We start from the raw sequence: 11,361 nt of genomic DNA on the forward strand, positions 1-11,361 counted from the left end.
GCGATGCATCGCCGAACACATCCTCTCTCTGATACGGGGAAGAAGCCTGACAGGGTCTATAAACGAAAATAAGGAGAGCCCCAGCCGGGCTTAAGGAAGTCAAGTTCTTAATCCATGACAGTCTTTATATGTCTCGGGCGCATATAACCACTCATGGGGAACGAGCGGTTTCATCACTCGCCTGAGGAGTACTTCGAGTACGCCGAGAAGAGCCTCACGGCCGCAGTTGAGGACGGACGGATAACCCCGGAGGACGCCGGGCTTATTCGGGAGTACGTGGCGGAGAGTTCGAGTGGGTTGTCTCCCGGCCGCCAATACAAGACAGCCTATACTCTGATCGCGGTCCGGCGATACCTCCCGCCGTTCCTGGAGACGAAGAAGACGGACCTGCTCGGCGGCATCAACCGTATGCGTTTTGCGAAGAAGGATAACGGGAAGCCGTACAAGAAGAACACGATAGCCGACTACGTGCGGTTTACTAAGCGGTTCTACCTCTGGCTAGTGAAGAGGGGATATGTCGATATCCCGGCGGACATCATCAAGGAGATCAAGAACCCTCAATATGACACGCAGACCAAGAACGAAGACGACATCTTGACAGGCGAGGAAGTCTCGCAGCTGATCGACGCGGCGAAGAGCATCAAGTACAAGGCGCTGATCGGCGTGATGTACGAGGCAGGGCTCCGGTCCGGGGAGGTCGCCTCGTTGAAGTGGAAGGATGTCACCTTCCACGAGTGGGGCGCGAAGGTCCGGACCGCCGAGAAGACCGGCCGGCTTCGGACGATCCCGATCATCACCTACCGTGAGTATCTTGCCAAGTGGAAGAGCTCGTATCCCGGCGACCCGACCGGCGATAACTTTGTGTTCCTGACGAGCCGCGGCGAGCCGATGCAGTATCGCGGGCTCGCGAAGGCGATCTCGAATTTCGCCAAGGCCGCCGGGATCAAGAAGAAGATCACCCTGCACTCGTTCCGGCACAGCAGGATAACGCACGCCCTTCGCGGTGGGATGCAGGAAACGCTAGCGAAGAAAGCGTTTTGGGGCAATCAGACCACAAAGATGATCAATACCTACTCGCACCTGGTAGACGAGGATGTCGATAACGCCTTCGCCGCCCTCGCCGGCGTGGAGCTGCCGGAGAACGGCCGGGCGAGCGAAGCGCCCGAGCCGGTGCAGTGCGGTCAGTGTCACCTTGTCATGCCGCCCGGGAGTCGGTTCTGCGCGCGGTGCGGGCTGACGCTTACCGCCGAGGCGGCGGAGGCGGTGAATACGGTTATCAAGGCCGCCGAAGCGGTTGTGGCGAACCCGAACGACCCCGAGGCGCTGACGATCCTGCTTGAGGCCCGGGCGAGGATGGCGCGAGGAGGGTGAAAATTTTAGGGGGATATAAGTTCCAGAACACCAGTTCGGCCTTCATTTAAAATCATCCGGTATAACCAGACCAATACGAGTTTCACTGGCGTATGGGTGCAACGAAACTTCTATTTTGACCCGTTCAAGGTGTTCGTCGGCAGTATAATTCAAAGCACCTTCAATTGCCTGTAACAACGCCCGGAAATAGACTGCATGCGGGGTTTTATCCCTCCCTACTTTCAATACAACCCATCGGAGCAGCAAATCCATATCTTCGACGTCAAAGATTTCTCGGACTTCCTTCTCGGGCATCCCATATGCTACTAGAGCGAGATCCCGCACCGCCTGCTTGGCCCTCTCTTTGATCCTCATGTTATACTGGTTAGTATTACCTTCACCAAACACGTCTTTGCGCTCCTCTACCGGAGTTTTAAGGAATTTTCGACGCCTTTCAGTTAAGAATCCAGTCGTCTCCCCTTTGAGGGGTCTATTCTCTAAGCTTCGGTTGTTCTTCCCACTCCCGTTCATGCTATAGAATAACCCTTACTCATATTTATACTTAATTCAAATATTGATTATACAGATAAGTAACAAAAATAACAAAAAATACCTATATGAGTATTTATTTAAATACGCAAGTTCTAAGGAATGGGTATGGAGCGGGTTGCTACAAGGAAACTCCAGCGGTTAGGGGGATCGAATTATGTCTCACTACCGGCCGCGTGGGTTAAGCAGAACAGCCTCAAAGAGGGCGATCCGGTCGATATTTCTCTCGAACGTGGGAGACTCGTAATTACAGCAACGGGGGTGCAGGGCGATGGCACCTGAAAGCGCCCCCGCTCCCGGTCTCGTCATCGACCAAGAAACGCTCGACCATCTACCGGCGTTTCACAAGGCGATCGCTGAAGTGCTCATCGAGAAAGGGCGCTGGCAGTTAACAGACAGTGAGAACAAGGATTCGGAGCGCACCCGGCGAAGGCACGCTCCAAGGACACTCAGCATCAGCAGGGAGCAATGAATGTCGGTAACAACTGTATCTCAGAGGCTGTATAAAAATCATCCGATTTTCAGAAATGTGTCGCTTGATGACCTGCCGAGCGCTTGCCAGACCGACGGTACACTCTGCGGCTCGTTCGGTACTTCTACCGGCCCCTGCCAGCGATACGGCGTCCGCGGTTGCCCTCTTCGGCGGCTACCGGGCTATCATCTCGACGGGGTGAGCGCGTGACCACCGGCGACCCGTTCGGGGATGCGAAGGCATCCGGTTTTAAGATCATACGCTTACCGAAAGGAGCAGCGCCACAACCGCCGGCAAGATCGGCACCGGCACCAACGAGCCGCCCCGCGACCGACGGACCGATAACCCCGCTTGATATCGTCCGCTGGCTCCGGGAGCAGGGGATCACCCCGCTCCCGTGCCGGCCGAAGTCCAAGAGCCCGATATCGCAGATATCGAGACGCGGGATCTACGGCGACAACGCGCCCGCGGGCGACTCGTTCCACGTCCCGACCCCGGAACGCATGGCCGCGGTCCGGGCATGGTGGAGCAACGAGGACTATCACCGGCAGGCGACCGTCAAGGACTACTCTATCTCCGTTCCGCTGCATCCTGACTGGAACAGCGGCCGGCAGGTTATCGTCCTGGATATCGACGACACGAGCCTCTGCGATGCGGTCGCAAACGCGCCCGCTCTGGAGCGGTGCCCTGTAGGAACCGGAAAGAAGGGAGCTAAACTCTTTGCCTTCCTCGACCCGGACGGCGGGCGACCGGAGAGCCCGATCGTGCAGTACGCCCCGAAGGACGACCCCGATCACCCGGCCCTAGAAATTTTCACCGGGAGCAAACATGCTCTGATCTACGGGGAGCACCCTGATAGCACACGGGAACGCCCGATCCTTTACGCGATAACGCGGGGATTCGGGGAGCCCTTCCCGGTGCTCACTTGGGAGGATATCGAGAAGGCGCTTGAACCGATCATCCAGGAGAACGGTCTCGTGCTGAAGGAGAGTGGAGGGGCGCGGGAGCCGGTGGATCTGGTGCAGGCACCCCGCCCCCGCCCCCGCAGTGGCCGGACGATCACCGACCGGCTCGGGCTCTCGATCACGGACGTCTGCACCATCACCGACGGTGTGCGGTGCGGCGACGAGATCCGCGGGAGTCATCCGGTGCACGGCTCGACGACCGGGCAGAACTTCGCGATCAATCCGCATGAAAACACCTGGCACTGTTTCCGCTGCGGAACCGGCGGCGGTCCGCTCGAATGGATCGCCGTCGAGGCGGAGATCATCGACTGCTCCGAGGTGCGCCCCGGGTGCCTGCACGGTCACTGGCGCGAAGTCTTCGATGTCCTCCGGGCGAAGGGGTATGAGGTCGATTCACCGGCCCCGGAAGACGCGCCCGACCCGGAGATCACCCTCGACGTTGAAGCGGAGGCATTGGAGATACTGGAGGACGGGGATCCAGTGGATTACCTGCTCGACGTGTTCCACAGCGAGCACGTCAGCGATGACACCATAGCGAAATGCTGCTATGTGTCGGCCGCGTCGCGGGTGGTCGAGAATACCCGAGGGTTGCACGTCCTGACGACCGGCCCGAGCGGCAAGGGCAAAAGTTCGAGCTATGACTCGATCCTCCGACAGATGCCGAAGGAATCGCAGATCGGCGGCACGTTGTCGGACCGGGCACTGTTCTATCACGACATCCCCGAACGGGCGATCCTCGTCCTCGACGACAAGGCGATGAGTGAAGGGTTGCAGGAACTTTTCCGGGGGGCAACCTCTGACTTCAGAGACCCCGAGCCGCTGCGGACCGTCGGCGCTCGTCGGGAACCGATCGTAAAGATGCTCCCGCCCCGGTGTGTGTGGTGGATGGCGTCCGCCGACGATATGGCGGATGACCAATTCCACAACCGATGCCTTCAGCCGTGGTGCGACGACAGCGAAGAGGCGGATCGGGAGTTCTTCGAGCATATGCTCCATGAGGAGGCATACGGCGACGACGAGGAGGAGAAGGCCCGGCGGTTCGCCGTGTGTCGCGCGATGTGGTCTGCCATAGGCGCGGAAGTGATCCCGGTGTGGGTGCCCTTCGCCCCGGCGATCCGGTTCGGTGACATGCGGAACCGACGGAACGGGCGGATCTTCGTTGACCTGATCAAGTGCTTCGCCCGCATCCGGTTCATGCAGCGCCCCCGGGACGACCGCGGCCGGATCATCGCCGCGATCGATGACTTCCGGGACGCTCTGACCCTCTACCACGAACTGACCGACGAGTCAGGCAGTCAGGTGAACCAGCTGACTCCCGACGAGGCCCGGATACTCCGGCTTATCGAGCTGATGCACCGGGAGTCATTCAACCGGAACGACCTTGTAGCCGTAAGTGGTCTCCCGGCGCTCCGGGTCTGGAGGATCCTACACGGCAGGGCCGAACGCGGCACCGGCGGACTCCTCGACAAGTGCCCCGCCCTCACCGTTCAAGACGTTTCCGTCTCGGTGGAGGAGGAAGGCCTTCGGCGCGGGCACCGGGAGAAGCGGTATTACTTCGATGCGGGATTGTATCGGGCATGGAGCGGTCGTGGTGCAGTCACTCTCGATATGGACATGGCGAAGAGCATCTTTACCCAGCTTTCCCGGTCTTTTCCCGGTCTTTTCCCAAGTTGGGAAAACACCTTCGCGCGTCTCTCCTCTGTTCCTTTCCCAGAAGAGAGAGAGATAGAGAGAGATAGAGATAGAGAGAGAGAGGGATATCCCAGAGAGAGCGAGAACACACCCCGCCACACACCCCCGTGCCCCCGTGTGGGCGATCCCGACGAGGTGGGAAAAGAGGTTCATCCCAAAAATGAGATGGGGGTTACTACGTCCCTCCTGTCAAACGGGAAGCCCACAGGAGCGGGAAGGTCATTACCCACACTGGGAAATGACCGGGAAAAGACATGGGAAAGAGAGGTTCATCTCAAAAATGAGATGGGACATAACACCCCGCTACCCGGCGCGATCGATCCCGAGGACCTGATCGCTGCACCGCCGCACCAAACGAAGTGCCAGGTGTGCCAGAGCCGCCCGGCGACCCTGAAGAGCAGGGACGGCCAGGTGTGGATCTGCGACGTGTGCCAGAGAATTATCCTGCGAGCCCGGGCGCGGGAGATGGGGGTGCAGTCATGAGTTCCTCGTGCCGGGACAACGCCCGCCAGTATCTCCGGTCCCGGTTCGCCGGTGTGGACGGCGCCCTGCAACTCTGGGAAGCGTTCGTCGCGCAGTGCCCCGACATGACACTCGTAGCGGACGCACTCGACCACCTCGCCGGGTTCCATGACTACTACCGGCAGCCCCGGCAGGCGACGAAGTATCGAGCGGAGGCGGCCGCCTTGAGAAAGTGCATGGCAAAGGTGACAGCATAATGGCGCGACAGTGTAGCATCTGCACCCACCCACAGCGGGACGAGATCGATCAAGCGATCGTTTTAGGCGAGAAATACCGAACCATAGCGAACCGCTACGAGATCTCTGAATCTGCCCTAAAACGCCATAAGAAACACATCTCGGCGGCAATTGTCGATGCAGAGCGACAGAAGGCCGTCTCCGGCACCGCGAAGATGCTTAAGGAACTGTCCCGCGGGTTCGATTCACTTGCCCGCGCCGCGGACAAAGCCGAAGAGGAAGGAGACGACAAGCGGATGGCGTATTTGTGGAAGACCGCCGCCGACCTGGCAACCCCGCTTCTCAAGATCGCCGGGGATCTCCCGGGCGACGGGACGACGATCAACATCTATCAAGCCCCACAGTGGTTGAAGATCCAGGCGGTCATCTTCCGCGAACTTCAGCCGTATCCAGACATCCGGGTCCGGCTCGCAGAGGCGCTAAAGGAGGTCGAAGACTCGTGACCACCGCCCCTCTTCGACACCTCATAGACCCCGTGGCCTTCGCCCGGGAACAACTCGACTTCGAGCCGGACCCCTGGCAGGTCGAGGTCCTCCTCTCCCCGGCAAACCGCCTGCTCCTCAACTGCTCCAGGCAGGCCGGGAAGAGCACCACCACCGCGATCGTGGCGCTCCACACGGCGCTCTTCCGGCCCGGCAGCCTCGTGCTCCTCGTGAGCCCGTCGCTCCGGCAGTCAAGTGAACTGTTCAAGAAAGTGACCGGGTTCCTGGATGCCCTGGACGACCGCCCCCGGCTGACGGAAGACAACAAGCTCTCGTTTGCGCTGGAGAACGGATCGAGAGTGGTCTCCCTCCCCGGCACCGAAGCCACGATCCGCGGATTCAGTGCGCCCTACCTCGTGATTGAGGACGAGGCCGCCCGGGTCCCCGACGCGCTGTACTATTCCATCCGGCCGATGCTTGCCGTCAGCAGCGGGCGGCTGATCCTGATGAGTACCCCGTTCGGCAAGCGCGGGCACTTCTTCGAGGCATGGACCGAAGGCGGCGAAGACTGGCAGCGGATCAAGATCCCCGCGCCCCGGTGCCCGCGGATAACTCCGGAGTTCCTGGAGCAGGAACGACGGGCGATCGGGGATTGGTGGTTTGAACAAGAGTACATGTGCGAGTTCCGGCAGGCGACGGATAGCGTGTTCCGCTACGACGACGTGATGGGCGCGGTCTCCGAGGACGTGTCCCCGCTCTTCGCCCCGCCGACGACGAGGACCGCCGCCGGACTCGACGACGATGTTTTCCCGCTCTTTGACGAGGCAACCGAATGACGAGATATTTTGTAGGCCTGGATTTGGGACAGGCGGCCGACTACACCGCGATCAGCGCGATCGAGGTTCACCCGACGCCATACCCCGTACAGCACGAAGACCGCGACCCCGAGACCCGACGCCTTCGGACATTCGAGACGGTGGTCGAGAGCATCCCGCTCACGCACCATGTCCGGCACCTGGAACGGCTCCCGATCGGGACACCCTACCCCGAGCAGGTCGCCCGCGTGAAGGAGATTATGGCCCGTCTCCCGCCCGGTACAGACCTGATCGTCGATAACACCGGGGTAGGGCGGGCGGTGACCGACATGCTCTTTCTGGAAGGGCTGACGCCTGTTTGTATCACTATCACGGGCGGGGATACCGTGAACCGCGACGGCCCATACTTCCGGGTCCCGAAGCGTGACATTGTGGGGGAACTGGCGGTATCGCTGCAAAACAAGCGGCTCAAGATCGCGGCAGCACTCCCGGACGCGGAAACCCTGATCAATGAGCTCCTGGCGTTCAAGGTCAAGGTGAACCTGAAAACCGCCCATGACAGTTACGAGGCATGGCGGGAAGGCGACCACGACGACCTCGTGCTCTCCGTAGGGATGGCGGTATGGGCGGCGACGTGGTATTACAGCCAGCAGACCGGCGATGACATCGTAGTGATCGACGAGCCAGTCTCGATATCGCCCGTATGAGCGTAGAGGTGATGTAATATGGCCGAAATAACCCCGGACCAACTGAAGGAGATATTACGTCTCCATGCGGCATGGGTCCGCAACGACCCGGCCGGTGTTCGTGCCGACTTGACCGACGCGGATCTCTCTGGCATTGTCCGAGGAGCGGATAACCCCGATGGTGTTGATCTCCGTGGCGCGAGTATGGGACTAATACCCCTCCGAGGTGCAGATCTCCACGGTGCGGATCTACAGGGAGCGATCTTCTACAGAGGGTATCTCCCGGAAGCGAACCTGGACGGGTGCAACCTGGAAGGCGCGATCCTGACTCGTGCCAACCTCACGGGAGCGACGTTTCGGGAGGCGAACCTCTCCCGTGCCCTGCTTGACAAAATTGCGGCCCGAGGAACTATCTTCACCCGGGCGAAGCTCCGGCATACACTTGTCCGGGAGGCGGATGTCAAAAACGCAGATTTTTGGAGAGCCGACCTATTCCGGTGCAACTTCAACGGATCGGATCTTCGCGGTGCGGATTTCCGGAGAGCAGAGATCGTGGGAGTAGACTTCCGGGATGCAGATCTACGGGGAGCGCACTTCGAGAAATCAGCGTGGCCCCTATGGTGTGGAACCCGTCGCACCCGCGTTGATCGTGGAATAGCTAGCATGCTGGCATACCAACTCTATTGCTTGAACTGCGACGATCCTGACTTCCTGCTAGTGAAGTTGCAAATTGCACCTTTTGCCCAAACATTCCCGTGGCAAGACCGCCCCGGAGAGAACGACATCGGACCGGAAGAGCACCCTGCTCTACAACCATGAAAACGATCGAGATCGCCCCGCCACCTGGGAGCCAACTGCACCTCTTCCGAGATGCCCCGGTGCGCGGGGTTTTTCCCCTCTCCTTCTCCCCGGGTGCGGCCGATGAACCCCCTCCGGCAGTCCGAAGCGGGCGCGGAGGACGATCCCGGTTCAACACGACACCTTCAGCGCCATATGGGCGCTGAAGCATAAGCTCCGGCTGCCGTCATATGACGCGGCGCTCCGGCACCTCCTGGAGAAGGCCGCCGCCGGGGAGGAGTGATCGGGTTGCCGAAAATGCCCCCGGCCGAATAGATCCTTGTTCTATATATACCCATATCCCCTATTCCCTCTCATGACTGACGCAGAACCCTCTTTCTGGACCCCCGCGCGAGCTCTTGTGACGATCGGGGCAATCCTACTCATTGTGGTGACGGTCGGGTGTGTGAGTACTCCCGCCGAGACGGCGACGGATGCCGCCGTTAGAGAACTCCGTGCAGCGGTTAATGCTCAGAATGCCGGATTAGGGAATATAACAAATATTGATTCCGAGTTCGTTGATGGGAAATTTGTTGTGTACTCCAGCGATCCAGCTGGTATCATGTACGCGCACGAAAAGTTTGTCGAATCCGCCGAACACGTGGAAAGGGCAAAACAACACCTAGGCGAGGCCCGCCGCAATATGGATAACTCAGAGGATCTTCTGATGAACGGGCGCATGTTTCAGGCGGCACTGATTGTCGATAACATCGCTCAGCGTGGAATTAGCCTTACCACCGAACTTGGGAAACCGTCTCCAAACGCGACATCTTGTATGGTCGATGCCGGGCTGATTGAGCGATACTTACCGGAACGAGACGACATGCTACGCCTCGCCGGGGTGTTGTGAGCACGGGCGCATCCGGCTCATGGGTGCCGGGTACGTCCAACTCTTCCAACTCTTTTTATACGGCGTTGTCCCGGGCCGTAAACGTGCCTTCACATCGCGCCGTATTCCGGCGATCTCCCCTCACCATGACACCTTACACCTACGGCAGAAGAGAGGCCGGGAAATCGACGATATGAAGGCGCACAGAAGGGGTTATTCGACCTTCTCAACAACGACGCGGCGCTTACCCTCTTCTATCCTCACCGTAACCTCTTCGCCGTCCTCGAATGGGAACCTATCATCCCCGGCGACATCTGCCGGGACGGTGACATATCGGGTTTTCGCCTTCCCGACCGGCACAACCCGGCCCTTTCCTTCTCTTGCCATATACATTGTAAGTTACACAGTAAATTATATATACTTATGCGTTGTAATATGTAATATACAAAGCAAGTTGCAATGTAGGTGAAACAACTATGCCCTTCAGACCATGTGGGAAAATCCAGAAGCACCACGACGCACTGCAGGTGCAGGTGGACGGGTGGAAACTCGGCGAACTTGTGATCGCCGCCGCGGACGTTCCGAAGATGCTAAACGGCCACGCGGTAGATGTTCAGTTTGTGCAGGAACGCCCCGACCGCGAGGTCTTCGTCGGTCACGCCGGTAGCGCCCGGATCTCCCGGAGCGGCCGGGCGGTGAACGTCCGGATCGAGAGCAGGCTCATGTCGGCCCCACTCGCGGCGGTGCAGAAGGTGCTCTCCGGGCAGCAGCTCGCCGCCCGGCTCTCCGCCCCGCCCCCGATCATCGACGCGGACCGGGAGCAGGCGAAGTCGATCGACCATGACCTCGTGAGGTCGTTTGCATGATCCCCGTCGAGGACGCGGAAACCCTGCACGCGGAGGCGAAGGCCCTTCGTGCGGAAGTCCGGGAGGTCGTGGCCATCCTGGAGAACTGGAACGCAGACCGCCGACCGCAACCACGCGGTCCGAGGAGGTGCAACCCCTCCCGGCGGCATGCCTGACGGCTCCGGCCCGATGGCGAGGAGACTAAGAAACATGACAGAGATTGATTTTGGAACCCTGGTATTGGCCGTTGTTAACGAGATGAACTGCACTGCGAGCGAGTTATTCGGGGATGAAGTCACAGACCCAGATCTGGCCGTGAAGCGATACAACCGCAATGTCATCGGAGCGATCCGGCAGGTCTTCGACGAGGCCGAGGCAAGGGCAGATGTCCCGGCCACCCCGACCTGCTCGCGGTGCGGTGCCGTCCTGGAAGGGGAGATGCGCTTCTGCACCGTGTGCGGCACACCGCAGACAGTGGAGGCGGCAGGCGAGCTCCTGGAGAGGGCACTCGCGAAGGATGCCGGCACGACTCCGGACGACCCGCGCTTCCGGGCATCACTCGCCCCGGCTCCGCGAGGAAGAGCCGGAGGTGTGGAACGCCCTGGTGCAGAAGATCGCCCCGCGGGCGACGGCATAACCCCACCCACCTTAAACCACGCTCTTTTTTTATCCCGAGGTCGTAACGCCCTCTATGGTTGATTTAGCTACTTGGCGAACCCTACTCTATCCCGTCGAGTGGATGTTCCGGTTTTTCATCGGTGCCGGGTAATCTGGACGGCTACGTGGATGCATCCAAACCCCCTCGGCGTGTTCGTCTACTGCGTGATGACGGTCGGCGTGTTCCTTACGGCGGTGTTGCAGGTGTGGGTGTTGCTCCGGTTCGCCCGGGACCGACAAGACGCTCCCGTCATGTCGAACGGATGAACGATTAACTCTGTATCGCCGCCACATTTACGACACGCACGGCAGGGATCACGCCGTTCAAAACCGATGTGAAAATCTCGGCGCTACGGGCTTATTTTTCAGAACGGATTAAGAACTTGGCTTCTTCAAGCCCCAGCCGAGATTCGAACTCGGGACCTGCGGTTTACAAGACCGCCGCTCTACCGGCTGAGCCACTGAGGCATCCTCTATATATTAG

The 11,361-nt window shown here is 59.8% G+C and carries 16 protein-coding genes and 1 tRNA gene; 14 read left to right on the forward strand and 3 right to left on the reverse strand.

Features of this window, described 5'->3' with window-relative positions:
• The first annotated feature begins 153 nt into the window (after positions 1-153).
• On the forward strand, positions 154-1,371 hold the full coding sequence (locus tag QMC91_RS09400) for a site-specific integrase (RefSeq protein WP_300237988.1): 1,218 nt from the start codon (positions 154-156) through the stop codon (positions 1,369-1,371).
• 42 nt (positions 1,372-1,413) lie between these two features.
• Here QMC91_RS09400 and QMC91_RS09405 read toward each other — a convergent pair whose 3' ends face one another.
• On the reverse strand, positions 1,414-1,881 hold the full coding sequence (locus QMC91_RS09405) for a hypothetical protein (RefSeq protein WP_300237989.1): 468 nt from the start codon (positions 1,879-1,881) through the stop codon (positions 1,414-1,416).
• Between the two features lie 126 nt (positions 1,882-2,007).
• Here QMC91_RS09405 and QMC91_RS09410 point away from each other — a divergent pair, with 126 nt between their 5' ends.
• From QMC91_RS09410 to QMC91_RS09455, 10 genes are all read left to right on the forward strand, one after another.
• Positions 2,008-2,181, forward strand: a complete 174-nt coding sequence (locus QMC91_RS09410) for an AbrB/MazE/SpoVT family DNA-binding domain-containing protein (RefSeq protein WP_300237990.1) — start codon at positions 2,008-2,010, stop codon at positions 2,179-2,181.
• Positions 2,171-2,371 (forward strand): hypothetical protein, encoded by a 201-nt coding sequence (locus QMC91_RS09415; RefSeq protein ID WP_300237991.1) that lies wholly within the window; start codon positions 2,171-2,173, stop codon positions 2,369-2,371. Before QMC91_RS09410 ends, QMC91_RS09415 begins: the two co-directional genes overlap by 11 nt.
• 67 nt (positions 2,372-2,438) lie before the next feature.
• On the forward strand, positions 2,439-2,573 hold the full coding sequence (locus QMC91_RS09420) for a hypothetical protein (protein WP_300237992.1): 135 nt from the start codon (positions 2,439-2,441) through the stop codon (positions 2,571-2,573).
• A gap of 4 nt (positions 2,574-2,577) precedes the next feature.
• Complete coding sequence (locus QMC91_RS09425) at positions 2,578-5,511, forward strand: hypothetical protein (RefSeq protein WP_300237993.1); 2,934 nt, start codon at positions 2,578-2,580, stop codon at positions 5,509-5,511.
• Entirely contained in the window at positions 5,508-5,747 is a 240-nt protein-coding gene (locus QMC91_RS09430) for a hypothetical protein (protein WP_300237994.1), read from the forward strand. The genes QMC91_RS09425 and QMC91_RS09430 overlap by 4 nt, the downstream gene beginning before the upstream one ends.
• A complete protein-coding gene (locus tag QMC91_RS09435; RefSeq protein ID WP_300237995.1) occupies positions 5,747-6,229 on the forward strand; it encodes a hypothetical protein in 483 nt (160 codons plus the stop codon). The genes QMC91_RS09430 and QMC91_RS09435 overlap by 1 nt, the downstream gene beginning before the upstream one ends.
• A complete protein-coding gene (locus QMC91_RS09440) occupies positions 6,130-7,044 on the forward strand; it encodes a terminase family protein (RefSeq protein ID WP_300237996.1) in 915 nt (304 codons plus the stop codon). The genes QMC91_RS09435 and QMC91_RS09440 overlap by 100 nt, the downstream gene beginning before the upstream one ends.
• Positions 7,041-7,730 (forward strand): hypothetical protein, encoded by a 690-nt coding sequence (locus tag QMC91_RS09445; protein WP_300237997.1) that lies wholly within the window; start codon positions 7,041-7,043, stop codon positions 7,728-7,730. Before QMC91_RS09440 ends, QMC91_RS09445 begins: the two co-directional genes overlap by 4 nt.
• Before the next feature lie 18 nt (positions 7,731-7,748).
• A complete protein-coding gene (locus tag QMC91_RS09450) occupies positions 7,749-8,528 on the forward strand; it encodes a pentapeptide repeat-containing protein (protein ID WP_214166764.1) in 780 nt (259 codons plus the stop codon).
• 334 nt (positions 8,529-8,862) lie between these two features.
• Positions 8,863-9,396: a hypothetical protein gene (locus tag QMC91_RS09455; protein ID WP_300237998.1), complete on the forward strand. Its 534-nt coding sequence runs from the start codon at positions 8,863-8,865 to the stop codon at positions 9,394-9,396.
• Positions 9,397-9,588: 192 nt separating this feature from the next.
• Here QMC91_RS09455 and QMC91_RS09460 read toward each other — a convergent pair whose 3' ends face one another.
• The gene (locus QMC91_RS09460) at positions 9,589-9,762 is read right to left on the reverse strand and encodes a hypothetical protein (RefSeq protein ID WP_300237999.1); all 174 of its coding nucleotides are present in this window, start codon (positions 9,760-9,762) and stop codon (positions 9,589-9,591) included.
• Between the two features lie 89 nt (positions 9,763-9,851).
• Here QMC91_RS09460 and QMC91_RS09465 point away from each other — a divergent pair, with 89 nt between their 5' ends.
• The 3 genes from QMC91_RS09465 to QMC91_RS09475 are packed head-to-tail and all read left to right on the forward strand — an operon-like array spanning position 9,852 to position 10,919.
• Positions 9,852-10,241 (forward strand): hypothetical protein, encoded by a 390-nt coding sequence (locus QMC91_RS09465; protein WP_300238000.1) that lies wholly within the window; start codon positions 9,852-9,854, stop codon positions 10,239-10,241.
• Entirely contained in the window at positions 10,238-10,396 is a 159-nt protein-coding gene (locus QMC91_RS09470; RefSeq protein WP_300238001.1) for a hypothetical protein, read from the forward strand. The genes QMC91_RS09465 and QMC91_RS09470 overlap by 4 nt, the downstream gene beginning before the upstream one ends.
• 34 nt (positions 10,397-10,430) lie before the next feature.
• Entirely contained in the window at positions 10,431-10,919 is a 489-nt protein-coding gene (locus QMC91_RS09475; protein ID WP_300238002.1) for a zinc-ribbon domain-containing protein, read from the forward strand.
• Between the two features lie 353 nt (positions 10,920-11,272).
• Here the strand turns inward: QMC91_RS09475 and QMC91_RS09480 are convergent.
• Positions 11,273-11,345: transfer RNA gene (locus QMC91_RS09480), tRNA-Thr, on the reverse strand.
• Positions 11,346-11,361: the final 16 nt, after the last annotated feature.

It is taken from the genome of Methanoculleus sp., assembly GCF_030019085.1.
GTDB lineage: Archaea > Halobacteriota > Methanomicrobia > Methanomicrobiales > Methanoculleaceae > Methanoculleus.

Excerpts from the sequence above, each read along its gene's own strand:
- QMC91_RS09470 (WP_300238001.1), top strand. The coding sequence starts at position 10,238 with ATGATCCCCGTCGAGGACGCGGAAACCCTGCACGCGGAGGCGAAGGCC.
- QMC91_RS09410 (WP_300237990.1), top strand. The coding sequence starts at position 2,008 with ATGGAGCGGGTTGCTACAAGGAAACTCCAGCGGTTAGGGGGATCGAAT.
- QMC91_RS09460 (WP_300237999.1), bottom strand. The coding sequence starts at position 9,762 with ATGGCAAGAGAAGGAAAGGGCCGGGTTGTGCCGGTCGGGAAGGCGAAA.
- QMC91_RS09405 (WP_300237989.1), bottom strand. The coding sequence starts at position 1,881 with ATGAACGGGAGTGGGAAGAACAACCGAAGCTTAGAGAATAGACCCCTC.
- QMC91_RS09420 (WP_300237992.1), top strand. The coding sequence starts at position 2,439 with ATGACCTGCCGAGCGCTTGCCAGACCGACGGTACACTCTGCGGCTCGT.
- QMC91_RS09475 (WP_300238002.1), top strand. The coding sequence starts at position 10,431 with ATGACAGAGATTGATTTTGGAACCCTGGTATTGGCCGTTGTTAACGAG.
- QMC91_RS09430 (WP_300237994.1), top strand. The coding sequence starts at position 5,508 with ATGAGTTCCTCGTGCCGGGACAACGCCCGCCAGTATCTCCGGTCCCGG.
- QMC91_RS09435 (WP_300237995.1), top strand. The coding sequence starts at position 5,747 with ATGGCGCGACAGTGTAGCATCTGCACCCACCCACAGCGGGACGAGATC.
- QMC91_RS09450 (WP_214166764.1), top strand. The coding sequence starts at position 7,749 with ATGGCCGAAATAACCCCGGACCAACTGAAGGAGATATTACGTCTCCAT.
- QMC91_RS09415 (WP_300237991.1), top strand. The coding sequence starts at position 2,171 with ATGGCACCTGAAAGCGCCCCCGCTCCCGGTCTCGTCATCGACCAAGAA.
- QMC91_RS09465 (WP_300238000.1), top strand. The coding sequence starts at position 9,852 with ATGCCCTTCAGACCATGTGGGAAAATCCAGAAGCACCACGACGCACTG.
- QMC91_RS09455 (WP_300237998.1), top strand. The coding sequence starts at position 8,863 with ATGACTGACGCAGAACCCTCTTTCTGGACCCCCGCGCGAGCTCTTGTG.
- QMC91_RS09445 (WP_300237997.1), top strand. The coding sequence starts at position 7,041 with ATGACGAGATATTTTGTAGGCCTGGATTTGGGACAGGCGGCCGACTAC.
- QMC91_RS09400 (WP_300237988.1), top strand. The coding sequence starts at position 154 with ATGGGGAACGAGCGGTTTCATCACTCGCCTGAGGAGTACTTCGAGTAC.